Raw genomic sequence first — 22,263 nt, 5'->3', positions numbered from 1 at the left:
CCTTCGGTCCGAACTCGAATGTCAGAGCACCGTGAGTGGCAGCGGGATCCCCCGGTCTGCGAAGACGAACTCCGCGCCCGAGCTGAATCTGGTGATCTGCACGTCCTTGGACTCACGCGCGGGTGTGTCCTCTCGGATCACGTCGACAACCAACGCGTCCGGTGACTCCGCTACCAACCGCGTCGAGAAATGCGGGTCGACCCCGCGGACCAGCGCATCGAGGGGTCCGAGGTGGTCGGCGTCCACGAAGGTCGTCCATCCACCATCGGCGTCCACTCCGCTGTCCCGCCCGATGCGCATCCGGACATGGTCGTCGTGCACCTCGATCGTGCGTCCTACGTACTGATGCGGCGAGAGGACGGGATGGATACCGAGAACGGTCGCCAGGTCGTCGAACGTGCCGGACAGGCCGAGTGCGTTGCGGATCCGTTCCGAGGTCAGCCCGGCGATGCCGGTGAGTTGCTTTCTCAGCAACGTGGACGCCGAGTCCTCGTCGGTGCGTTTGCGGACCCCGATCAGGAATCCGAGGGTGAGCATGTGCTGCTGGAGGCACACCTCCTCCGCGATCCGAACGAGCGCCGAATGGGAGAAGTCGCCGAACCGCACGTCCGAGAGCAGCGGCCCCGAGTACTCGTCACGCCCGGCACCACCGGGGACGATCGGGCTCAGCTCCACCGTCCTCGCGACGGTTCGCCCCAGCGCCTCGGTGTGCGGCTCGACGACCGGAGGAACATGCGCCGGGTCGATCGTCACCGTCCACGCGCAGTGCGGATGCCGGTCCTCGGGGCGGCGCGGCGGACGATGGATAGGTCGCACCTGCGCGTGCGGATTCGTCGCGAGCGCGGTGGCGTCGAAGGTCGGGTCTTCGATGTCGTGGCACATCGCGGTCACATACTCGTCTCCGAGCGGTTCGACGTCCATGAGTGCGCCACAGTGATCGAGCCAGAACTCACCGTGGTCGCGGTCGTCGACGCGGAATCGGAAGTCCATGAACTGCGGAGGCGCACCGATGTCGAGTTGCAGGCCCTTGAAGATCGTCACGACGTCGTCGCCCTCGTACTTCAGCGCCTGCTGCATGCGCCGGGTGTACCAGGGTGAGGATGCCTGCCATTCTTCGATCGCGATGGCCGCCATGCCCTCCCGGCCGAATGCGGAGATCAGATGAGCCATGCCGGAGCGGTCGATCAGTTGACCGCACAGCAACAGTTCCGGGACGAGAACCGCGAGATCCTCCCGCGACAGCGCATCGAACGATGCACCGGTCCGCACCGTGGTCACCACAGGGATACCGGAGCCTGGCCCGCGGGGTACCAGCCGGGTAGACGCTTTCCGGACGTGGAACGCTCGATACGCTTGTTCATGCCGTCGGACAGCGCCCCGTCGGTGATCATCTCGAGGAACAGGTGCGACACGTTTCCGAAATCGAAGAAATCGCGCTGCCACGACCACTGGAAGTTCCCGCCGTAACGGAACCAGCTGCCACCGATGCCGTGCACCGAGTAGCGCTCGCCGTTGTCGCGCTTCGCGTCGGCGATCTGCTTCCACATGCCGATCACGTCGCCGCTGCGGTCGTCGACGATCAGCTGCTGGTAGGGGTACTCCCACCCTTCCAGACCACGCATCTCCTGGCCCAACGCGAACTCGCGGATCTCGTCCCGGCCGACGGCCATGAAGTCGTCCTTGGGACCGTAGTTCCACCCGTAGGTGGCATCTTCGGTGTACATCTCGGCCAGGGGCTTCCAATCACCCGCCTCCTCGGCCCGCTTGTTGGCGTCGATCCATCGGGAAATCATCTCGTCGAGCTCTGCACGGTCGAACGTGGACATGGTGTCTCCTGGAGTCAGTGTTGAATCGGTCGCAATGCTCGGGTGGGGCAATAGCGGACGGCGGCTTCGACGTCGTCGCGCAGTTCTTCGGGGATCTCGTCGACGAGGACCTCGACGGTGCCGTGTTTGGGGACTCGGAACACGTCGGGTGCTTCCATCTCGCACATGGCGTGTCCCTGGCACAGGTCCAGATCTACTTCGATCTTCACGACTACTCCGTTTCCCGGGTGCGGCGCCGATACCGCACTGTGCACGGCTGCGCGAGTTGCACCACCATCTTCGAATGATCGTTCCGGTAAGTGTCGGCGGGCTGACCGAGCTCGAACTCGAAGTCGCGCAGCAGGATCGAGAAGATGGCCTTCAGCTGCATCAACGCGAATGCCGCACCGACGCATCGGTGCCGGCCGGCACCGAACGGAATCCACGTCCACCGGTTGACGATGTCTTCCTGATTCGGGTCGATGTAGCGGCCCGGGTCGAACACATCGGGATTCGGGAAGTCCTCGGCAATGCGGTTGGAGATCGCGGGGGTGGCGCCGACGAGATCGCCTTCGGCGATGCGGTAGCCGGCCACCTCGAAATCGCCGCGTGCAACCCGCAGCAGCAGAATCAGCGGCGGATGCATCCGCAGCGTCTCCTTGAGTACTGCTTCCAGATTCGGGATCTGCCGCAGCGCATGAAAACTCACGTCCGCGCCGTCCGAGTAGATTGCGTCGAGTTCGTCGGTCACCTGCTGCATGCTCTGCGGATTGCGCAGCAATTCGATCAATGCCCACGCCGCGGTCCCGGAGGTGGTGTGGTGCCCGGCGAACATCATCGAGATGAAGATGCCGGTGATCTCGTCCGCGCTGAACCGCTCGGTGCCGTCCTCGTTCTTGATGGAGACGAGCACGTCGAGCAGGTCGCGGTCCTCCTTGCCCTGCGGCGGATGCGCGATCCGACCGTTCATGATGGCCTGCACCAGGTCGACGAGCCCGCGGCGGGCCTCGTCGCGACGGCGGAAACTCTCGATGGGTGCGTAGGGGTCGACGAAAGCGAGTGCGTCGGTGCCCTTCTCAAGGTCGTGGTACAGGTGCGAGAAGCGGTCGTCGAGCTCGTCGCGGAACTTCTTGCCGATCAGGCATGCCGACGACGTGTAGATCGTCAGCTCTGCGAAGAATTCCAGGAGGTCGATCTCGCCTTCCTCTCCCCATCCGGCGACCATGTCCTGGACCTCACGGTCGATGGTTGCCGCATGCCCCCGCATCTGTTCGCCCCGCAATGCCGTGTTGTGCAGCATCTCCTTGCGCCGCTCAGGACTCGCATCGAAGACGACACCCTCCCCGAACACGGGCGTCATGAACGGGTAGGCGGCCTGCTGGTCCAGTTCTTCGTCGGACGACCGGAAGAAGAACTCGTTGGCCTCGGCCCCCGAGAGCAGCACGACCGTCTTGTCGGCGAGTTGGAAGACGCCGACATCGCCGCACTCATCGCGGACGCGGTTCATCAGGGCGATGGGGTCGGAGCGCAGTTCTTCGAGGTGTCCGTGCTCATGTTCGCCGCCGGAGACTCGCGGGGGTGCGACGGTCGGGTGTGGTGCCCCGCTGTTCGATGTCCCGCTGTTCGCTGTTCCAGTGGTCACTTGTCTTCCTTCCGCAAAGGCGCTTCGGGCTGCACTTCGACGAGCACGATGTGGGCTCCGCGCGGGACCGAGACCACGCTCGCTGCCGCGGCCGCGATATCCGACGCACGGAGGAAATACGGGTGCCGGGCGAAGCCCCAGCGCTCCCAGTCCTCGAGGAGCGGGCCGACGACCTCGGCCGCCGCTGTCATTCCCGCGCCGGTCTGGGTGGGACCGGGCCGGACAGTGGACGCACGCACCCCGGTGCCTTCGAGTTCCATCCGCAGTTGGACGACGAGGGCTTCGAGACCGGTCTTCGCCGCCACATAGGCGCCCATCCGCGGACGAGGAACGTCGGCGCAGTCCGATCCGATCACGACGAAGTCGCCGCGCTTGCGTTCGATCATTCCCGGAAGCACGCGCCGCGCGAGGCGTTGCGTGCCGTTCAGATGCACGTTCACCTGGAACTCGAACCGGTCCGTGTCCATCTCGTGGACCAGTGAGAAGTCCATGTCGCCTGCGCCGGAGACGACGATCTCGGTGGCTCCGAGTGCATCCTCTGCTGCCGCGACGAACGTATCGACGGAGTCGGTCGACGACACGTCGAGATAGTGGGCGAAGGCTTCACCGCCTTCGGCACGGATCTTCTCGGCGATCGCTTCGCACTCCTCGACGCGGCGGGCGCCGAGCGCGACCGGGTGACCGAGTTCGGCGAGCGCGTAGGCGGTGGCCGTCCCGATTCCCGACGACGCGCCGCTGACGAGTGCAGGGCGACGCTCGGGGTGTGGCTCGAATCTAGGCATGTCGCTCCGTCACTTTCATGGGGAGGGCGGCGAAGCCGCGCACATTGGTGGAGTGGACCCGCTCGGAGCGGTCGAAGTCGATCTCGTAGTCGGCGACCCGACGCGCGAACTGTTCGAGGGCGATGTTGGCTTCGAGGCGCGCGAGGTGGGCTCCGAGACAGAAATGCACTCCCGCACCGAAACTCGCGAGTTTCCCGGACGCGTTGCGGCCGAGCCGGAACTCGTCGGCGTCGTCGAACACCTCGGAGTCGCGGTTGGCGGATCCGATGAGAAGCAGCACTTTGTCGCCGGAGCGGATGGTGGCGCCGTGCAGGTCGATGTCCGCGACGGCGGTACGCGCAACGAGCTGACTCGAGGTGTCGTATCGGAGGGTTTCCTCGACCCATTCGGGCGCGCGCTGCGGATCCGAAAGCACCTGCGACACTTCGCTCTTGTTCTTCGCGCCCCAGTAGAGCGCGTTGCCGAGAAGTTTGGTGGTGGTTTCGTTTCCGGCCACCACCATCAGGAACATGAATCCGATGATCTCGTCGTCGTCGAGCCGGTCGCCGTCGATCTCGGCGTCGAGCAGCGCGGAGGTGAGGTCGGCGGTCGGCGACTTCCGACGCTCCGCGATCATGTCGGCGTAGTAGCCCACGAGGTGCAGCGATGCTTCCATCGCCGAGACGGGGACGTCGAGCACACCCTCGTCCCGGTGCACGACGAGATCCGCGAGTCGTCGGATCTCGGCGCGATCGGCCTCGGGAACTCCCATGAGCTCGGAGATCACGTCCATCGGCAACTTGGCCGCGAAGTCGGTGATCCAATCGAATTCTCCTCCGGCAAGGGCGGGTTCGAGATGCCCGAGGGTGAGTTCGAGAGTCCGCTCCTGTAGTTCCGCAACCCGCCGCGGGGTGAAACCCTTCGATACGAGTTGCCGCATGCGCATATGCCTCGGGTCGTCCATCGCGAGGAACGACATCACCTTGTGGGCGTTGCGCCCGTATGCGGCGGGATCGAGTGAGACGCCGTTCGCGCTGGACAACCGTGCGTTGTCACGGAAACCGGCGACGACGTCGGCGTGCCGGGACAACGCCCAGAAGTTCAGGTCGGGGTTGTAGTAGAGCGGTGCCTCCTCACGCAGTCGACGATAGGTCGGGTAGGGGTTCTCGTGGAAGGCGTAGTCGTAGGGATCGAACGTGGGTGGGTCGATCGATACGGACTCCGAGGGAGCCTGGATCATGGATCACTCCAATAACAGTCGGGCCGAGATTTCCAGCCTGTCGGCAAGCTTTTCGTATGTTCCGTAACCCATTCCCGCGCGCACGAGCGCACCGGCGTAGAGCAGTTCGAGCGCCTCGAGCTCGTCGGGGTCGGGCGCGTCTCCGAGCGCGGTGGACAGCCTTTCGCGGATGTCGAGACCGATTCGTGCACGCAGATGCTCGACGTCGGGGTCGCGGCCGAGCAGCGCACTCGTGACCGCAGCGGCAAGCTCCGGTTCGTCGGCCATGAGCAACGCAACGCTCCGCAGCACCGCCACGACGCGATCGACCCGATCCGACTGGTCGGACTCTTCGACCGGCGCAGCGGCGAGTCGGCGCCAGAAGACCTCCGCAACAAGGTGTTCCTTGGAGGAGAAGTACGTGTACGCAGTCGCGGGAGCGACGCCGGCGCGTGCCGCGACGATGCGCACGGTCAGACCTGCGAATCCCTCTTCACCCAACACCTCGACAGCGGCCTGCGTAAGCCGTTGCACGGTGTCGGCCTGACGTTCGGTGAGCCGACGTCGGGTGGATTCTAGATTCACATTTCTGGACACGTGTCTGGACATTACTACGGTAACCATCGTCCGGCAATGGTCGTCGACCTGCGCACGAATGAATTCACCCCTGGCGCGGATAGATCCGCACCGGCATGGCCTTGATTCCGTTGATGAAGTTCGACCGCAGACGCCGCGCAGGTCCGGCCGGTTCGATCCGGTCGAGCCGCGTCGCGAGAGTCTCGAACATGATCTTCAACTCGAGACGCGCAAGGTGCGCACCGAGACAGAAATGCACGCCGGTACCGCCGAATGCCACGTGCGGGTTGTCACTGCGTGCGATATCGAAGACGTGGGGGTCGTCGAACACGTCCGCGTCACGGTTGGCGCTCGGGTAGTAGACCACCACCTTGTCCCCCCGAGCGACCTCCTGGTCCCCGATCGCGGCCGGGCAGGTGGGTGTGCGGCGGAACCCGATGACGGGACTGACCCAGCGCAGGACCTCCTCGACCGCGCTCGGCAGGAGTTCGAGCTCGCCCTGGAGCCGTCGCCATTGACCGGGGTGGTCCATGAAGGCCTGCATCCCGCCGGAGATCGCGTTGCGGGTCGTCTCGTTCCCCGCGATCACGAGAAGGACGAAGAACATATCGAACTCCATCTCGGAGAGCGTGTCACCGTGCTCGTCGGGAGTGACGAGCCTGGTGACGATGTCGTCGCGAGGCTCGACACGTCGCTGCGCGGCGATCTCGTTGGCATAGAGGAAGACCTCGGCCGCAGCGAGTTCACCGTCCTCGCGGGTGCTGCCGTACTCGGGGTCGTCCCAGCCGATCATCCTGTTGGACCAGTCGTAGAGTTTCCCGACGTCTTCGGTGGGCGCGCCGAGCAGAGCGGCGATCACTTCGAGCGGAAGCGGCGCGGCCGCGAGCGGGACGAAATCGACCACCCGACCGTCACTGCCCGCCTCGATGAGGTCGTCGACCACGCGCGTACAGATGTCGCGAATATGACCTTCGAGCTGCTTGATCACGCGCGGGGTGAACCCTCGGCTGACGAGCTGACGCAGTCGGGTGTGGTCGGGTGGGTCGAGATTGAGAAGCATGGAGGCCTGTTTGAGTCGGGTCTCCTCGTCGAACTCGTCGATCTGGGTGGATCCCATCGCGGCCGAGAAGGTCGTCTCGCGGGAGACGGCGATGACGTCGGCGTGCCGGGTCACCGCCCAGTATCCGGGCCCGTCGTCTTCGGGCTGCCAGTACACCGGGCAGTGCCTGCGGAGGTCGTCGAAGAAAGCGTGCGGAACCCCCTCGGTGTAGAGATCGGGATTCTTCAGATCAGTACGGGAAGTCGTCATGGTTGCGCCTCACGCTGGAACGGCTCGGATTCGAAGGTGACGAACAGTCATCACTTATAAACTACATATCTTCGTTTGTAGCGTAAGCCCCTTAGACTGAATTCATGGCACGTGACAATTCCCGACCGGTCAGGCGACGAACCCTCACCCGCGACAAGGTGATCGATGCCGCGATCGATGCGGTCGACGAGGCCGGATGGGAACAACTCTCGATGAGCACCCTGTCGAGCCGCCTCGGCATCGTCGCCGCCTCGCTCTACAACCACGTACGGGGCCTCGACGACGTCCGCGCCGCAGTACAGGCGCGCGCGATGACGGACCTCGGACGCCACCTGCGCGACGTCGCGATGGGGCGCAGCGGGCGCGACGGCCTGCGGGCGTTGATCGATGCGCATCGCGCCTGGGCGACAGCACATCCCCGCCGCTATCAGGCATTGACTTCTGCGCCGGTCGACCGGGAGTCGCTCATCACCGCCGGACTGGACGCGAATGGCGCACTGGGATCGATGCTGACCTCGTGCGGAGTCCCGGAAGAGCACGCACTCGAGGTCACGATCGGGATGTTCTCGGCCCTGCACGGGTTCGCAGTCCTCGAAAGCAGCGGCTTCCTGGGCGACGAGATCGCGTTGGATCGCATCTACGAATCCGTGGTCGAGGGCGCATTGTCCCACCTACCCGCCCCCACTCCGGCGACACCGACGTAAACTGATCACAGTCGTCATCAGATGGAGGAAGCGTGCGCACAATCGAGTCGGTCGGTGATCTCGTTTCCCCACTCGGCGGGACGATCAACGCAGCCAACGTGATCATGCAGCTGGCAGATCCCGCCGTCGGCCAGGGCGTCGTCGACAGCTCCGTCGACTCCGGTCGCGCCGACCTGCATCCCGTCAAACGCGCCCGCACGACAGGGACATATCTGGCAGTGGCGGTGTTCGGCACCGAATCCGACCGCGACTACCTGCGCGAGACCGTGCGGAAGATCCACGCCCACGTCGTGTCCGAACCGAACGCCGACGTCGCGTACAGCGCGAACTCACCGAAGCTGCAGCTCTGGGTAGCGGTGTGCCTGTTGAAGTACTTCATCGACCAGCACGAATTCCTGCACGGCCCACTGACCGAAGCCGAATACCGCAACGTCCTGCGCGACGGCATCACCCTGGGCACCACCCTGAATGTGCGTCCCGAGTCCTGGCCGCGCACCCGGGACGAGTACGACGCGCTCTGGATCGAGGGCGTGGACCGGATCTCCATGAACGACGAGGTCCGCGGGTATCTCACTCGTCTGTGCAATCTGAGTTTCCTCGAAGTGCGACTCGGCCGCGCAGGACGGGCCGCACACAAGATCCTCGGACGAGATTTCGAGTTGATCACCCGGGGAGCGTTGCCACCGGAGTTCCGGAAGGCCATGCACTACGACTGGACTGCCGACGATCAACGACGATTCGACAGATATCTGCGGACGATGCGCGCCGTCCACCGGGCGACCCCGCACGTCTGGCGCCTGTTGTGGCACTGCTATCTCGTCGACATGCGCACACGACGCCGCCTCGGCATGCGAGTGTTCTGACGAGCCCGAACGCCTGCACACTCCCCCCGGTGTATCCGGCTCCCCCGTAACAACATCCACTCGAACCATTGCGTTCTCACAGCGTGCCGAACTATAGTCCAGACACCTGTCCAGAACGTGAGGGAATCGTCTGATGACATTGCGCCCGACCGACAGTTCCACGCTCCTGATCGACGGAAAACTCGTCCCAGGTAGCGGCGGCACATTCGAGGTGTTCGACCCCACCACCGAGGAGGTGCTCGGCCACGCGGCCGACGGCACCCCTGCCGATCTCGACGCTGCGATCGACGCGGCCCGCCGCGCGTTCGACCACACCGACTGGTCCCGCGACCACACCTTCCGCGCACACTGCCTGCGCCAACTCCGCGACGCCATCCGCGGCCACATCGAGGAACTGCGAGAGATCACGATCGCGGAAGTGGGTGCGCCCCGGTTCCTGACTGCCGCCGCTCATCTCGAAGGACCTGTCGACGACCTGCTGTGGTTCGCCGACCTCGCCGAGAACTATTCGTGGAAGCAAGATCTCGGCAACGCCTCCCCCATGGGCATTCCCACCCACCGGTACCTGCTCAAGGAAGCCACCGGCGTGGTCGGCGCGATCACCCCGTGGAACTTCCCGCACCAGATCAACTTCGCGAAGATCGGGCCTGCGCTCGCCGCAGGTAACACCGTCGTGCTCAAACCTGCACCCGATACCCCCTGGTGCGCAGCCCTGATCGGCAGGATCGCCGCCGAGGAGACCGACATCCCCGCCGGTGTCCTCAATATCGTGACCTCGAGCGACCACCGCATCGGCGCCCTGCTCTCCGAGGACCCACGGGTGGACCTGATCTCGTTCACAGGCTCCACCGCCACGGGCAAATCGGTGATGCGGGCTGCATCCGAGTCGCTCAAGAAGGTCTTTCTCGAACTCGGCGGCAAGTCCGCATTCGTCGTACTCGACGACGCCGATCTCCGCGCGGCATGCTCCATGGCGGCGTTCACGGTATGCACCCATGCCGGCCAAGGTTGCGCCATCACCACGCGTCTTCTGGTGCCACGCGCCCGCTACGACGAAGCCGTCGAAGCCACCGCGAAGACACTGCAGGGGCTGCGCCCCGGTGACCCCCGCGACTCCGGCACCATCTGCGGGCCTTTGATATCGGCCCGACAGCGCGACCGCGTCGAGGGCTACATCCGTCTTGCCGTCGAGGAGGGCGGCACGGTCGTGGTCGGCGGCGGACGGCCCACCGAGCACGACCGCGGCTTCTTCGTCGAACCCACCCTGATCTCGGGTCTCGACAACTCCGCCCGTACCGCGCAGGAAGAAATCTTCGGTCCGGTGCTGGTGATCCTGCCCCACGACGGCGACGACGACGCGGTCCGCATCGCGAACGACTCCCCCTACGGACTTTCCGGTGCGGTCTACGGCACCGACCCCGATCGCATCGCACGCGTCGTCGCGGGTGTCCGCACCGGCACCCTCGGCGTCAACGGCGGCATCTGGTACGCCGCCGACGCGCCGTTCGGCGGATACAAGCAGTCCGGCATCGGCCGCGAGATGGGCCTCGCCGGGTTCGAGGAGTACCTGGAGACCAAGCTCGTCGCAGAGCCTGCACTCTGACGTTCGCAGTGCCCCACATAATCGAAAGGAACTGCCATATGTCCAGATTCACCGATCGTACTGCGATCGTCACGGGAGCAGCCCAAGGAATCGGTGAGGCGTACGCACGCGCACTCGCCGCCGAGGGTGCGCGCGTGGTGGTCGCCGATATCGATGCCGAACTCGGCGAGCAGGTGGCCAAGCAGATCGTCGTCGACGGCGGCACCGCCACATTCCTACCCGTGGATGTCTCCGATCCGGATTCGGCGAAGGAACTCGCCGACAAGACCGTCGAGACGTACGGGGGAATCGATCACGTCGTCAACAACGCCGCGATCTACGGTGGAATGAAACTGGATCTCCTGCTCACCGTGCCGTGGGACTACTACAAGAAGTTCATGAGCGTCAATCTCGATGGGGCCCTGAACATCACCCGCGCCGTGTGGCCCCACATGACGAGAAGCGGAGGCTCGATCGTCAACCAGTCGTCCACCGCCGCCTGGTTGTACTCGGGCTTCTACGGTCTCGCAAAGGTCGGGATCAACGGCCTCACACAGCAACTCGCGGTCGAACTGGGCGGGTCGAACATCCGGATCAACGCGATCGCGCCCGGACCCATCGACACCGAGGCCACACGCTCCACCACACCGTCGAACATGGTCGCCGACATGGTGAAGCAACTTCCACTCAAGCGCATCGGCACACCCGACGACCTCGTCGGCATGTGCCTGTTCCTGCTGTCCGACGACGCCGGCTGGGTGACCGGTCAGATCTTCAACGTCGACGGCGGGCAGGTGATCCGGTCGTGACGATCCGCATCGGCTATATCGGCCTCGGCAACATGGGTGCACCGATGGCGCACCGACTACTCGACCACACCGGAAGTCTGTCCGTCCTCGACACCAACCCCGACGCCGTGACCCCGTTCGTCGAAGCGGGTGCCCACTCCGTCTCGAACGCAGCAGAACTCGCCTCCGTCAGCGACATCGTGTGTGTCACCGTCCTCGACGACACTCAGGTCCGCGACGTCGTAGCAGGCCCCGACGGGCTCCTGTCGAGCGCGGAACCCGGCACTGTGATCGCCGTGCACTCGACGATCTCCGACACCACAGCCGTCGACCTCGGGGCGCTGTGCGCAACGCACGGTGTGGAGTTCGTGGATGCACCGGTCAGCGGTGGCGCTGCCGGCGCGAAGAAAGCGGCGCTTGCCGTGATGGTCGGCGCGTCGGATGAAGCGTTCGAGAAGATTCGAGATCCCTTCAGCGCATTCGCCGCGGTGGTCGTCCACGCCGGACCGATCGGTGCCGGCACCCGCATGAAACTCGCACGGAACCTTCTCCACTTCGTCTCGTTCACCGCCGCGACCGAAGCGCAACGCCTCGCCGAAGCCGCCGGAATCGACATCACCGAACTCGGCAAGGTCGTCCGCCACACCGACTCGATCACAGGAGGTGCAGGCTCGATCATGTGGCGCGACAGCACTTCCCCACTCGAGCAGGACGATTCGTGGTTCCCGATATTCTCACACGTGCGCGCGCTGGGCGAAAAAGATCTGGCGCTCGCCATGGCCCTCGGCGACCGGCTCGACGTCGATCTTCCTCTCGCAACGCGCGCCCTCGCGGGCCTGGGCCCCGGTCTCGGAGTTGGGATCGGCGACATTGCACGCACCCACAGCATGGAGGAACAGCCGTGACCGACGACAGGCGCCAGCGCGGACTCGAGATGATGGGGAAAGTCTACGGATTCGAGTTCCAGGACGGGCCCGGTGCCCATTTCGCAGCCACCGCCGATCATCTGTTCGCCGACATCTGGTCGCGACCGGGCTTGACCATTCGCGACCGCCGGTTGCTGCTACTCGGCGCCCTCGCCGCGCAAGGGCTCAGCGACGTCGCCGAAATCCAGATCGGTGCTGCCCTGCAGAACGAAGAACTCGACGAGGAACAGCTGCGGGAGATCGCGTTGTTCCTGTCGCACTATGTGGGTTGGCCACTCGGAACGAAGATGGACAACGCAGTCGGGAGTGTGCTCGGCAAACGCCGTGCCGCGACGCGGTCGTGACCACGCCCGACATGCCAGAGTTCCCCGAACTCGGCTTCTATGCGCTTGCCGGGCACGCCCCCGACCCGCGCGCAGCGCTCCATGAGATCCGCCACGGCGAACAGCTCGGGATGGGCGCGGTCTTCCTGTCCGAACGATTCGATACCAAGGACGCGGGCGTGCTCGCCGGAGCAGCCACGGCCATCAGCGAATCGATCGGGATAGGTACCGCCGCGACGAATCCCCAGACCCGCCATCCGATGGTGACCGCGACCATGGCCACCACCGCCCACCGACTCAGTGGAGGCCGCTACGCCCTCGGGCTCGGTCGCGGCTTCGACGCCCTCTTCGATCTCATGGGACTGCCCAGAGTGTCGTCGGCGCGGCTCGAAGACACCGTCGAGGTGCTCCGCACACTGTTCCGCGGCGACGCCGCAATCGGCCACGACGGCCCCGCCGGCGCGTTCCCATACCTGCGCCGCACCGCCGACGGAACAGACCGCATCCCGATTCTCATGGTCGCACTCGGCGACCGATCGCTCGAACTCGCAGGCCGCATCGCCGACGGCGTCGTCCTGCACACCTTCTTCTCCGACGCGACGGTGGCGCGGGCCGTCAAGATCGTGCGCGACGCCGCTGCAGCAGCCGAACGCGACCCGGCCTCCGTCCGCATCTGGTCGGTGCTGGCGACCGTCGAAGAATCCATCCCCCACACCGAGCGACGGCGCAAACTCGTGGGCCGGCTCGCCACCTATCTCCAGGGTTACGGCGACGTGCTGATCAAGGCCAACGGTTGGTCCGCTGCCGACCTCGAGCGGTTCCGCACAGACCCGATCGTGCAGCAACACCAGGGCGCATTCGATGCGACCGGCACCGACGACGTACTCCGGCACCTGGAGGCGCAGTTGCCCGAGCACTGGCTCGCGGCGTCGGCCACCGGCACATCCCAGCGATGCGCCGAGCGGATCGCCGACCAATTCGACGCCGGTGCCGACAGCGTGATCTTGCACGGAGCCACCCCCGCAGAGCTTGCTCCGGTACTCGACGCGTGGCGGCACATCCGCGCTCCCCACCGTTTCGCACATCTACCCGCAAATCCCGGATGGAGTACTCGGTGAGCAACACCGTCGTTTCCGATATTGCAGAGCTGTCCCCCGAGTGGCTCAGTGCCGCCCTCGACGCTCCCGTACACACCGTTCGCGCAGAGACCATCGGTACCGGGCAGATCGGCACATGCCATCGGCTCGAACTCACCGGCGACGGGGTACCGGAACGACTCGTCGCCAAGCTTCCCGCAGTCGACACCGGCGTACGCGCCATGCTCGCCGGAGCGTACCGCGGGGAAGTCCGGTTCTACACCGATCTCGCAGCAACCGTCTCGGTCCGTGCGCCGCGATGTCACTACGCGGCCCTGGGCGAGGAGGGGAACTTCACGCTCCTTCTCGAGGACCTTGCCCCCGCCCGCCAAGGTGATCAGATCCGCGGATGCACACCGGGACAGGCACTCGACGCCGTTCGCAATCTCGCCGACCTGCACGCGCCGCGGTGGAACGACCCGGCTCTGCTCGACCTGGAATGGCTTGGACACTCCGACGAAGCGCAGGCCCGCATGCTCTCCGAGCTGTACGGGCCCGCGGTGGATATCTTCATGACCGATCTGGGGCACCTGCTCGACGACAGAGACAACGACACGCTGCGCGGGTGCGTCGATGCCACAGAACAGTGGATACTTGCTCGCAGTGAGCGTTTCACCGTGCTGCACGGTGACTATCGCCTCGACAATCTGATGTTCCCCGACGACGGTGTGCCCGGGGTGACGGCCGTAGACTGGCAGACGATCACCGTGGGGCTCCCCGCGCGCGACCTGGCCTATTTTCTCGGCACATCGTTGCCGCCTGCCTTGCGTCGCGAACACGAACACCATCTGGTCACCGCGTACCACCGCAGGCTCGTGGAGCGCGGCGTGGACCGCTACGCGTTCTCCGAGTGCTGGGACGACTACCGATTCGGCTCTCTGCAAGGTCCGCTCATCGCTGTATTCGGGTGCGCCTTCGGCACCCGGACCGAACGGGGTGACCGGATGTTCGCCACCATGGTGGCACGCTCGTGTGCAGCGATACGCGAACTCGACAGCCTCGCCGTCATCCGATGACGGCAGTATCGCGTGCCGTCATCGGATGACGGCAGTATCGCGTGCCGAGTGCTCTCGGTAATGTGGCACACGAATACTCAACTCGTCCGACGAACGGAGACCGACCGCGATGACTCGTACCTCCCTCACCCGTGAGGCGCTCGAACTCGCGGAAGCTACACCGGGTTTCATGCCTGAAGACGAAGGCACGGCATTGCACGATGCAGCCGTTCGCTATCTCGGCGACGGGGTGGGCGTCGAGATCGGCACTTACTGCGGCCGCTCCACGGTGTATCTGGGCGAGGCGGCGAAGGCGACAGGCGGCACCATCGTCACCGTCGATCACCACCACGGTTCCGAAGAACACCAACCGGGCTGGGAGTACCACGATTCGTCGCTGGTCGACCCGCACACCGGCAAGCTGGATACGGTCGGGAAAATGCGGCACACCCTCTCCGACGGCGACCTCGAGTCGCATGTCGTCGCGATCGTAGGTAGGTCACCTCAGGTCGCCGCATTCTGGCAGACACCGCTTGCCTTCGTGTTCATCGACGGCGGGCACAGCAGCGAAGCGGCGCAGGCCGATTACTCGGGCTGGGCACGATGGGTAGAGCCCGGAGGCGCCCTGATCATCCACGATGTGTTCCCCGACCCCGCCGACGGCGGGCGCCCCCCGTACGAGATCTACTGCCGCGCACTCGAAAGTGGGGAATTCACCGAAGTCTCCGTCACCGGATCATTGCGAGTGCTCGAACGCACCGGAGGGGTCGCCGGCTCGTAGAGGTGTGGCTCGGATACTCCCTCGAACGAACACCTCGCAATGCTCGGCGCAGTGTCAGACGAACACCTCGCAATGCTCGGTGCAGTGTCAGACGAACACCTCGCAATGCTCGGTGCAGCGATCACGACCCACCTGCCCCCGGGGCATTGCAGCATCACGAAACACCGCATTGCCGCCGGTCGTCCGCGACAACGCATCCGCCGCAAGGATCACGGCCGCGCTCGTCCACGAACTGACCTCGACGGGCCACCGCTTACCGTCGTCGTAGACGAGGCCCGTCCAGTACGAACCGTCCGGGTCGCGCAGGTGTTGCATCGACGCGAACAGCTCGTGCGCTCGTGCGCTGTCACCGAGAGCATCGAGCGCGAGGACGAGCTCACACGTCTCCGCGCCGGTCACCCACGGTTTGTGGTCGACACAGCGGATACCGAGCCCGTCCACGACGAAGTCGGCCCATCGCTCGCGGATGCGACGATGGGCTTCGGGGCCTCGCAACGCGCCACCGAGTATCGGGTAGTACCAGTCCATCGAGTATTCGGGCTTCGGCGTGAACACCTCGGGGTGCCTGCGCAACGCATGCCCCAGTCGATACAGCGCCACTTCCCATTCCGGCTGCGGGTCGTCGATGAGTTCTGCGAGCTGAATCCCGCACCGCAAGCTCTGGTGGATACTGGCGCATCCGGTGAGCAACGCCTCGTCGACGAGTCCGCCCGACCCACGCGCCCACGCGATATGCCCGCCGGGAAACTGCATGTCGACGACATGGTCGAGCGCGGCTCGCACGGTCGGCCACATCTCGGACATGAACATCCGGTCGCCGGTCACGAGATGGTGGTGCCACACCCCCACCGCGATGTAGGCGGTGAAGTTACTGTCGGTATCGGTGTTCTCGATGACCCCGTTCCGGAACTTCACGGGCCATGAACCGTCGGGACGTTGTGTACGGCGAAGGAACCCGAAGGCGGCCGACGCTTCCTCGCGCAGTCCGGTGACCGTCAACGACATTGCGGACTCGACGTGATCCCACGGATCCGTGTGACCACCCGGGAACCAGGGAATCGCCCCGGACGGCTCCTGCATGCGCGCAATCGCCTGCCCTGTCGCATAGCACTCGTCGCGCGACAGCACACCCGGAACCTCCGGGATCACCCGGCGATGGAACTCACTGCGGCGCACCGGATGCACCCGGCTTCTCGAGGTAGAACACGACACTCTTACCGATGACGGGATCGAGGAGCTTCTCCGCAGTCCGGGTCAGCCACGGACCTTCCATCAGGTCCCACACGAGCATCTTGTGGTAGGCCTTGGTCAGCGGATTCTGCTCGTTGTCGACGCCGACCGCACATTTGAGCCACCAGTACGGCGAGTGCAGAGCGTGTGCGTGGTCGGTGCCGCGCACCGTCAAACCGGCCGCGACGAGCTTGGTGGCCAGTTCGTCCGCCTTGTAGATGCGGACGTGCCCGCCCTCGACCTCGTGGTACGCGTCCGACAACGCCCAACAGATCTTCTCGGGTAGCCATCGCGGGACAGTCACAGCTGCGACACCCCCGGGTTTGAGGACCCGCACGAACTCCGCGATCGCGCGATCGTCCTCGGGAACGTGTTCGAGGACTTCGGAAATCATGACGACGTCGAACGTCTCGTCGGCATAAGGCAACGCCAGCGCGTCACCTACCTCGGCACGGGCAAGGGCCCCTTCGGGTACCTGCCCCTCGAGTTCCATCGCCACGAACATGTCGGCGACCGCTTTCATGTCGTCGGCGCTGCGGTCGAAGGCCACGACATCCGCGCCGCGCCGGTACAGCTCGAAAGAGTGCCTGCCTGCACCGGCGCCGATGTCTATCGCGCGGCAACCCGGCCGCACCCCCAGCCGATCGAAGTCGACGGTCAACATCAGTTGCTCCTTCCTTCGTGCACCGCGATCGCGTTCTCGTAGACGCCCGCGGTTTGCGCGGCGACCGCAGCCCAGCTGTATTTCTCTTCGACACGGGCACGGGCAGCGGTGCCCAATTGCGTCCGCCGCGCCGGATCGTCGAGCAGTGCCGCGATCGCGTCGGCCAACCGCTGGGCATCACCCGGTGGCACGAGCTCGCCGGCGTCGCCTACGACTTCGGGGATCGCGCCTGCGCGACTGGCCACGAGGGGTGTCCCGCACGCCATGGCTTCGACGGCAGGCAACGAGAAACCCTCGTACAACGACGGGACCGCAGCGATCTCCGCCGATGCCAGTAGCTCCGCGAGCGCGGCGTCGTCGATCCCCGACACGGTGCGCACGACATCGCCGATCGCGAGTTCTTCGATCCGACGCTCGGTGGCACCACCGGGGGCGAGCTTGGAGACGAGCACGAGCTCGATCTCGCGCTCGGTGTGCAGTTTGGCCACCGCTTCGAGCAGCGTCGGCACACCTTTGAGAGGAGCGTCGGCGCTGGCCACACACACGATGCGGCCCGGGACCCGAGGCGTGGTCGCGGGAGCGAACAGATCGGTGTCGACGCCGAGGGGAATCGTGTGGATCCGGTCCTGCTCGATGCCGAATGCGGTGCGAATATCGTCGGCGGAGTTCTCCGAGACGGTGAGCAGCGTCGGTATCTTCCGGGCGACCCGCCCCTGCATTCGCAGGAATCCGTACCACCGCCGCAGGGTGATCTTGCGACGCACGGTGGTTGCCGAGGCGAGATCCAGTTCGCGGTCCCGGGTGATCGGGTGGTGGATGGTCGCGACCAGCGGTAGGTCCTCTGCGATACGGAGGAGGCCGGACCCGAGTGACTGATTGTCGTGGACGACGTCGAAATCAGCGATTCGATCACGAAGGAGCCGGGCCGCGCGCAGGCCGAAGGTGCGCGGTTCCGGGAACCCGGCCGTCCACATGGTGGCAACCTCGAGGACGTCGATCAGGTCGCGGTACTCGCCGGGTCGCGGTGTGCGGAACGGGTCGTCGTCGCGATAGAGGTCGAGACTGGGAACTTTCGTCAGGGTCACCGACGGATCGAGTTCCGGGTACGGCTGGCCCGAGAAGACCTCGACGTCGTGACCCTGGGCTGCGAGCTCCCGACTGAGGTGGCGGATATATACGCCCTGACCTCCGCAGTGCGGTTTGCTCCGGTACGACAGCAGAGCTATGCGCACATCAACCCCCGGATTGTTCGGACACGTGTCCACGCAGTTACGTAGGACACACTAGAACATGTTCACTCGGTGGCGGTAGCCGAGCACACCGAATGCCGGTCGGCGACAGTGCCGTAACGACGACGAAGGCCCGGCATCTCATCGATACCGGGCCTTCGCGCAGAGCGACCCTGACGGGACTCGAACCCGCGACCTCCGCCGTGACAGGGCGGCGCGCTAACCAACTGCGCCACAGGGCCATAGGAACCCATCGGGCTCTCATAGCTGGGCCCACCGCACGCGGTGGGCCACTTGTATTCATTTGTCGATGGCCGAAAACGCAACCATCGTTGTGGCCAGGGCCGGGATCGAACCGGCGACCTTCCGCTTTTCAGGCGGACGCTCGTACCAACTGAGCTACCTGGCCGGATGGCACCCGAACCGAATGCCGATCGCATACTTCTNCACCCGAACCGAATGCCGATCGCATACTTCTGCGACCCTGACGGGACTCGAACCCGCGACCTCCGCCGTGACAGGGCGGCGCGCTAACCAACTGCGCCACAGGGCCTTGCTATTCAGTTCTCTGCCAGCGTACTGCACACATTCGGCCGAAACCGAAGTGTACCCCCTACGGGATTCGAACCCGCGCTACCGCCTTGAAAGGGCGGCGTCCTAGGCCGCTAGACGAAGGGGGCCCGACCGGATTCCTCCGACCCGTACCCTCAACGGGATTTTCCGTTCCGCTGGGAGCTTGCACAGCTTATGCCACGGCATTCCTGATTCACAAATCAGCTGGTCATGCCGTCATTCCACTGTTCGCGGCCAACCCCGCTCTCGCCAGCGAGCCAGCCACTGCTCCGAGGCCATCGCTTCGAGCGGGACCTCGAGACAGGCCTCGAACTTCGACTTGACGTCGATGTCCGGCGAAGCGAGGTCCGCGAGGTAGCGCTGGCCGGCCAACGACGATCCGACCGCCTCGACGAACCTGCGAATATCCACGTCCGGACGGAACAATCCCTGCTCCCGCGCTTCGACCGCGAGCTGGTAGCCCGCTCTCCCCCAGATGTAACTGCCACGCAATCGCGCTTCGTTCACGAACTCGGGTTCGGTGACGAGCCTGAACTCCGCCGCAATCACATCATCACTGTGGAGAGCTTCTCCGAGCTCGGCGATCATTCCATGCAGGCGCTCGAACGGGTCGAGGTCTGTTGCCCCGACCCAGCGAGTAGCGATCGCCCGGTAGTGCTCGAGGCCTTCTTCGAGCACCGCGCGCGCAAGTTCGTCCTTGGACTCGAAGTGGAAGTACATGGCGCCCTTGGTGGCGTTCGAATGTTCGAGAATCGAGTTGATCGACGCTGCGCCGTAGCCGCGCTTGGCGAACTCGACTGCAGCAGCCCTGATGATGGCGGAACGCGTACGACGCGCACGTTCCTGTTGTCGTGACATCAGCGAATCGAGCCTTCCGAGTATCCGATCCCCGACACGAAACAGTAGTCGCGCAGCATTCGTCGTGACCGCGTGACCCGACCTTCGGAGCGCCATGAACCACAGAACACACCGAGTGGTATGCTTTGCGCGGCTCGGGTGCGGAAGCAGGGGGTGTGCACCCGAGCCCATTGAAGTCTTCGGCTGCGCGTCGGATACGATCAGGCAGCGCAGTGTGGTTACACTGTGCGCCCATGCCCCTATAGCTCAGTTGGTAGAGCTACGGACTTTTAATCCGCAGGTCGTAGGTTCGAGCCCTACTGGGGGCACCAGGAATGGCCTGGCGATTCTCTTCGGAGGACGCCAGGCCATTTTCATATCAACCATCAGGCAAGAGTCAGCGATCGACGGAACCGCGCGAGAAACCCTCCGGCGGCACACCGTCCGCTGGGCCGCCGGGGGAATCGGTGTCGCGCTTCTCTGCTTCCGCGGCCTTCCGCTCGAGGTCGGCGCGTGCAGTGCGCAGGTCCTTCCCGCGTTTCCGGTACCGCGCCACCGCGATGACGAGAAACACGAACACGAGCACGCCGATAACAGCCCCGACCAGCGAGGCTCCTCGGAATCCGGGCGCATCGACGTCCATGATCCGTTCACCGGCGTGTGCCGCGTTCCCACCGCCGAGCACCACACTGAGCGTCATCAGGTTCGGTATCGCGACAACGAGCGCGAGGACCGTGAGGGCGATCTGGACGCCGCGACCGTACTTCCACCCGCGCACCTGCCACACCCACACGAGTAGGACGAGTGGGATCGCAGTGCACAGGATCCCGAACAGCAGCCCCCACAGAATCCCGCGGGAGAATCCCCCTTCGGCGAGGCCGGCGATACGTTGCGCCCACCACCGAGGCAGGAACGCAGCGAGCACGAAGTAGGTGATGACGAGCACGAGCAGGGTCACGACCACCGCGATGGTCTTCTTGAGCCACGGCTTCATTCCCGCTCGGTCGATCTCGGACGATGTCCTGGCGTCAGACATGAGCCAAGCCTACGGTCCACCCGGACATAGTGGATTCAATTCCATGTCCTCGCGTTTCGCCCCGCGTTCCCCGGCCCGCTATGGATAGTGTGAGCACGCGCGAATCGAATTCGGTGGGAGGCACATGCGCAGCTTCGTGGATCTGGGACTGTTCCTGGCTGCCGTAGCGCTGGGCATCGGCACCGTTTTGCCCATGGTCGGCGGGGTTCGTTCCACCGAAGCCCCTCTTTCCGGGCTCCGCGACGGATTTCCGAACGGCGATCCCACGAGCCTCGCCGTTGCGGGCCTACCGCTGTACGAGTCACTCGCGGTTCCGCTCGCGGCAGCAGCAGTACTACTGCTGATCGCCGCCCTGTTCGACTCCGTGGTCACCGGCTGGGCCGGCTCCGTCCTCGCCCTTACGGTCTGTGCGACTGCAGCGGTGCGTATCTTCCAGTCTCACGGCGATTATCTGGTGGAGAACCACAGCACTGCCCTGACCAATCAGAACGGGTTCGTGCTACTGGTCAGTGGCACGCTCGTCAGCCTGGTGTGCTGCCTCGTTTCGCTACGACGACCCTCCCGACGGCCGGCACGCGACCGACCGTGACGCGGTCGATACTCTCACCACACCGGCGCCCCTCGGTGGGGTGCCCTGACCAGGCGAGGGTCCACATGGCAAGCCTTGAAGAACTGATCTCCCAGGTACCGATCGATCAGGTGGCGCGCGAACTCGGCGTCGACACCGCAACCGCGGAGACCGCGGTCCGCGCGGCCCTCCCGACGCTCGTCGGCGGCCTGGACGCGAACGCTCAGGACACAGCGGGCGCGGCGTCGTTGATGTCGGCCGTGAACAAGCACTCGGGTTCGACGATCCTCGACGGCGGAGTCGACGTCGCAAAGGTCGACACCGCGGACGGCAACAAGATCGTCGCCAACGTGTTCGGAGACAACAAGAACGAGGTCATCAGCACCCTCGGTTCGGTCAACGGTTCCGGGGGCAAAGACCTCATCGCGCAACTGCTGCCGATCCTGGCGCCGATCGTGCTGTCGTATATCGCGAAACAGCTGACCGGGAATCCCGCGTCCACCGCGACGACCGCGAGCACGGGCGACCAGGGTGTCCTCGGCGACCTGCTCGGCGGACTGCTGAAGAAGACTGCGGGCGGCTCGGGTAACACCGGCGGCGGACTCGGCGACATACTCGGAGGCGTCCTCGGCGGTAATTCCGGCGGCGGACTCGGCGGACTGCTCGGCGGGCTGCTCGGCGGAGGAAAGCGCTGATCAGCGCAATCTGATCTGTCG

Annotated in this window: 24 protein-coding genes and 5 tRNA genes; 12 read left to right on the top strand and 17 right to left on the bottom strand. The window is 65.1% G+C overall.

Going from position 1 to position 22,263, the window contains the following annotated elements; genetic code table 11:
* Positions 1-21 precede the first annotated feature (21 nt).
* From HCA61_RS11655 to HCA61_RS11620, 8 genes are all read right to left on the bottom strand, one after another.
* Positions 22-1,269: a hypothetical protein gene (locus HCA61_RS11655; RefSeq protein WP_346777548.1), complete on the bottom strand. Its 1,248-nt coding sequence runs from the start codon at positions 1,267-1,269 to the stop codon at positions 22-24.
* A gap of 5 nt (positions 1,270-1,274) precedes the next feature.
* A complete protein-coding gene (locus tag HCA61_RS11650; protein ID WP_169688335.1) occupies positions 1,275-1,826 on the bottom strand; it encodes a nuclear transport factor 2 family protein in 552 nt (183 codons plus the stop codon).
* Between the two features lie 14 nt (positions 1,827-1,840).
* Positions 1,841-2,035: a ferredoxin gene (locus HCA61_RS11645; protein ID WP_169688334.1), complete on the bottom strand. Its 195-nt coding sequence runs from the start codon at positions 2,033-2,035 to the stop codon at positions 1,841-1,843.
* Positions 2,036-2,037: 2 nt separating this feature from the next.
* The gene (locus HCA61_RS11640; RefSeq protein ID WP_169688333.1) at positions 2,038-3,447 is read right to left on the bottom strand and encodes a cytochrome P450; all 1,410 of its coding nucleotides are present in this window, start codon (positions 3,445-3,447) and stop codon (positions 2,038-2,040) included.
* On the bottom strand, positions 3,444-4,229 hold the full coding sequence (locus HCA61_RS11635) for an SDR family oxidoreductase (RefSeq protein ID WP_169688332.1): 786 nt from the start codon (positions 4,227-4,229) through the stop codon (positions 3,444-3,446). The genes HCA61_RS11640 and HCA61_RS11635 overlap by 4 nt, the downstream gene beginning before the upstream one ends.
* A complete protein-coding gene (locus tag HCA61_RS11630; protein ID WP_169688331.1) occupies positions 4,222-5,448 on the bottom strand; it encodes a cytochrome P450 in 1,227 nt (408 codons plus the stop codon). The genes HCA61_RS11635 and HCA61_RS11630 overlap by 8 nt, the downstream gene beginning before the upstream one ends.
* A gap of 3 nt (positions 5,449-5,451) precedes the next feature.
* Entirely contained in the window at positions 5,452-6,012 is a 561-nt protein-coding gene (locus HCA61_RS11625; protein WP_169688330.1) for a TetR/AcrR family transcriptional regulator, read from the bottom strand.
* Between the two features lie 76 nt (positions 6,013-6,088).
* Positions 6,089-7,312, bottom strand: a complete 1,224-nt coding sequence (locus tag HCA61_RS11620; protein ID WP_169688329.1) for a cytochrome P450 — start codon at positions 7,310-7,312, stop codon at positions 6,089-6,091.
* Between the two features lie 104 nt (positions 7,313-7,416).
* Here HCA61_RS11620 and HCA61_RS11615 point away from each other — a divergent pair, with 104 nt between their 5' ends.
* The 9 genes from HCA61_RS11615 to HCA61_RS11575 all read left to right on the top strand — a co-directional run bounded on the left by HCA61_RS11615 (position 7,417) and on the right by HCA61_RS11575 (position 15,410).
* Complete coding sequence (locus HCA61_RS11615; protein ID WP_169688328.1) at positions 7,417-8,016, top strand: TetR/AcrR family transcriptional regulator; 600 nt, start codon at positions 7,417-7,419, stop codon at positions 8,014-8,016.
* A gap of 32 nt (positions 8,017-8,048) precedes the next feature.
* Positions 8,049-8,879 carry an oxygenase MpaB family protein gene (locus tag HCA61_RS11610; RefSeq protein WP_169688327.1) on the top strand — a complete coding sequence of 277 codons (831 nt, stop codon included), beginning with the start codon at positions 8,049-8,051 and terminating at the stop codon, positions 8,877-8,879.
* A gap of 133 nt (positions 8,880-9,012) precedes the next feature.
* A complete protein-coding gene (locus tag HCA61_RS11605) occupies positions 9,013-10,482 on the top strand; it encodes an aldehyde dehydrogenase (RefSeq protein ID WP_169688326.1) in 1,470 nt (489 codons plus the stop codon).
* A 38-nt stretch (positions 10,483-10,520) separates the two neighbouring features.
* A complete protein-coding gene (locus HCA61_RS11600; RefSeq protein WP_169688325.1) occupies positions 10,521-11,270 on the top strand; it encodes an SDR family oxidoreductase in 750 nt (249 codons plus the stop codon).
* A complete protein-coding gene (locus HCA61_RS11595) occupies positions 11,267-12,154 on the top strand; it encodes an NAD(P)-dependent oxidoreductase (protein WP_308198748.1) in 888 nt (295 codons plus the stop codon). Before HCA61_RS11600 ends, HCA61_RS11595 begins: the two co-directional genes overlap by 4 nt.
* A complete protein-coding gene (locus HCA61_RS11590) occupies positions 12,151-12,519 on the top strand; it encodes a carboxymuconolactone decarboxylase family protein (protein WP_169688324.1) in 369 nt (122 codons plus the stop codon). Before HCA61_RS11595 ends, HCA61_RS11590 begins: the two co-directional genes overlap by 4 nt.
* 11 nt (positions 12,520-12,530) lie before the next feature.
* The gene (locus tag HCA61_RS11585) at positions 12,531-13,616 is read left to right on the top strand and encodes a TIGR03857 family LLM class F420-dependent oxidoreductase (RefSeq protein WP_169688323.1); all 1,086 of its coding nucleotides are present in this window, start codon (positions 12,531-12,533) and stop codon (positions 13,614-13,616) included.
* Entirely contained in the window at positions 13,613-14,650 is a 1,038-nt protein-coding gene (locus HCA61_RS11580; RefSeq protein ID WP_346777547.1) for a phosphotransferase, read from the top strand. The genes HCA61_RS11585 and HCA61_RS11580 overlap by 4 nt, the downstream gene beginning before the upstream one ends.
* A 109-nt stretch (positions 14,651-14,759) precedes the next feature.
* Positions 14,760-15,410 (top strand): class I SAM-dependent methyltransferase, encoded by a 651-nt coding sequence (locus tag HCA61_RS11575; protein ID WP_169688321.1) that lies wholly within the window; start codon positions 14,760-14,762, stop codon positions 15,408-15,410.
* A gap of 87 nt (positions 15,411-15,497) precedes the next feature.
* Here the strand turns inward: HCA61_RS11575 and HCA61_RS11570 are convergent, their stop codons facing one another.
* The 8 genes from HCA61_RS11570 to HCA61_RS11535 form a co-directional block, all read right to left on the bottom strand.
* The gene (locus HCA61_RS11570) at positions 15,498-16,586 is read right to left on the bottom strand and encodes a prenyltransferase (RefSeq protein ID WP_169688320.1); all 1,089 of its coding nucleotides are present in this window, start codon (positions 16,584-16,586) and stop codon (positions 15,498-15,500) included.
* A complete protein-coding gene (locus HCA61_RS11565) occupies positions 16,573-17,304 on the bottom strand; it encodes a class I SAM-dependent methyltransferase (protein ID WP_169688319.1) in 732 nt (243 codons plus the stop codon). The genes HCA61_RS11570 and HCA61_RS11565 overlap by 14 nt, the downstream gene beginning before the upstream one ends.
* Positions 17,304-18,536 carry a glycosyltransferase family 4 protein gene (locus HCA61_RS11560; RefSeq protein ID WP_169688318.1) on the bottom strand — a complete coding sequence of 411 codons (1,233 nt, stop codon included), beginning with the start codon at positions 18,534-18,536 and terminating at the stop codon, positions 17,304-17,306. Before HCA61_RS11560 ends, HCA61_RS11565 begins: the two co-directional genes overlap by 1 nt.
* 165 nt (positions 18,537-18,701) lie before the next feature.
* Positions 18,702-18,775: transfer RNA gene (locus HCA61_RS11555), tRNA-Asp, on the bottom strand.
* A gap of 93 nt (positions 18,776-18,868) precedes the next feature.
* Positions 18,869-18,942: transfer RNA gene (locus HCA61_RS11550), tRNA-Phe, on the bottom strand.
* A gap of 70 nt (positions 18,943-19,012) precedes the next feature.
* A tRNA-Asp gene (locus HCA61_RS11545) sits at positions 19,013-19,086 on the bottom strand.
* A 54-nt stretch (positions 19,087-19,140) separates the two neighbouring features.
* Positions 19,141-19,213 (bottom strand) — tRNA-Glu (locus HCA61_RS11540).
* Positions 19,214-19,322: 109 nt separating this feature from the next.
* Positions 19,323-19,964 carry a TetR/AcrR family transcriptional regulator gene (locus tag HCA61_RS11535; RefSeq protein ID WP_169688317.1) on the bottom strand — a complete coding sequence of 214 codons (642 nt, stop codon included), beginning with the start codon at positions 19,962-19,964 and terminating at the stop codon, positions 19,323-19,325.
* A 235-nt stretch (positions 19,965-20,199) separates the two neighbouring features.
* Between HCA61_RS11535 and HCA61_RS11530 the strand changes: the two genes are divergently transcribed.
* Positions 20,200-20,275, top strand: a tRNA-Lys gene (locus HCA61_RS11530).
* A 65-nt stretch (positions 20,276-20,340) separates the two neighbouring features.
* Here the strand turns inward: HCA61_RS11530 and HCA61_RS11525 are convergent.
* A complete protein-coding gene (locus HCA61_RS11525; RefSeq protein WP_240959137.1) occupies positions 20,341-20,979 on the bottom strand; it encodes a hypothetical protein in 639 nt (212 codons plus the stop codon).
* A 124-nt stretch (positions 20,980-21,103) separates the two neighbouring features.
* Between HCA61_RS11525 and HCA61_RS11520 the strand changes: the two genes are divergently transcribed.
* Positions 21,104-21,568: a hypothetical protein gene (locus HCA61_RS11520; protein WP_169688316.1), complete on the top strand. Its 465-nt coding sequence runs from the start codon at positions 21,104-21,106 to the stop codon at positions 21,566-21,568.
* 65 nt (positions 21,569-21,633) lie between these two features.
* Entirely contained in the window at positions 21,634-22,242 is a 609-nt protein-coding gene (locus HCA61_RS11515; protein WP_169688315.1) for a DUF937 domain-containing protein, read from the top strand.
* The last annotated feature ends 21 nt before the right edge of the window (positions 22,243-22,263 follow it).

Source organism: Rhodococcus sp. HNM0563 (assembly GCF_012726195.1).
Taxonomy (GTDB): Bacteria; Actinomycetota; Actinomycetes; order Mycobacteriales; family Mycobacteriaceae; genus Rhodococcus.
This window is presented reverse-complemented; position numbering and strand designations above follow the sequence as displayed.

What these genes read in the sequence shown, in the direction of transcription:
- HCA61_RS11650 (WP_169688335.1), bottom strand. Translation starts at nt 1,826, where the DNA reads ATGTCCACGTTCGACCGTGCAGAGCTCGACGAGATGATTTCCCGATGG.
- HCA61_RS11515 (WP_169688315.1), top strand. Translation starts at nt 21,634, where the DNA reads ATGGCAAGCCTTGAAGAACTGATCTCCCAGGTACCGATCGATCAGGTG.
- HCA61_RS11605 (WP_169688326.1), top strand. Translation starts at nt 9,013, where the DNA reads ATGACATTGCGCCCGACCGACAGTTCCACGCTCCTGATCGACGGAAAA.
- HCA61_RS11630 (WP_169688331.1), bottom strand. Translation starts at nt 5,448, where the DNA reads ATGATCCAGGCTCCCTCGGAGTCCGTATCGATCGACCCACCCACGTTC.
- HCA61_RS11585 (WP_169688323.1), top strand. Translation starts at nt 12,531, where the DNA reads ATGCCAGAGTTCCCCGAACTCGGCTTCTATGCGCTTGCCGGGCACGCC.
- HCA61_RS11620 (WP_169688329.1), bottom strand. Translation starts at nt 7,312, where the DNA reads ATGACGACTTCCCGTACTGATCTGAAGAATCCCGATCTCTACACCGAG.
- HCA61_RS11525 (WP_240959137.1), bottom strand. Translation starts at nt 20,979, where the DNA reads ATGTCTGACGCCAGGACATCGTCCGAGATCGACCGAGCGGGAATGAAG.
- HCA61_RS11565 (WP_169688319.1), bottom strand. Translation starts at nt 17,304, where the DNA reads ATGTTGACCGTCGACTTCGATCGGCTGGGGGTGCGGCCGGGTTGCCGC.
- HCA61_RS11615 (WP_169688328.1), top strand. Translation starts at nt 7,417, where the DNA reads ATGGCACGTGACAATTCCCGACCGGTCAGGCGACGAACCCTCACCCGC.
- HCA61_RS11600 (WP_169688325.1), top strand. Translation starts at nt 10,521, where the DNA reads ATGTCCAGATTCACCGATCGTACTGCGATCGTCACGGGAGCAGCCCAA.
- HCA61_RS11535 (WP_169688317.1), bottom strand. Translation starts at nt 19,964, where the DNA reads ATGTCACGACAACAGGAACGTGCGCGTCGTACGCGTTCCGCCATCATC.
- HCA61_RS11520 (WP_169688316.1), top strand. Translation starts at nt 21,104, where the DNA reads ATGCGCAGCTTCGTGGATCTGGGACTGTTCCTGGCTGCCGTAGCGCTG.
- HCA61_RS11575 (WP_169688321.1), top strand. Translation starts at nt 14,760, where the DNA reads ATGACTCGTACCTCCCTCACCCGTGAGGCGCTCGAACTCGCGGAAGCT.
- HCA61_RS11635 (WP_169688332.1), bottom strand. Translation starts at nt 4,229, where the DNA reads ATGCCTAGATTCGAGCCACACCCCGAGCGTCGCCCTGCACTCGTCAGC.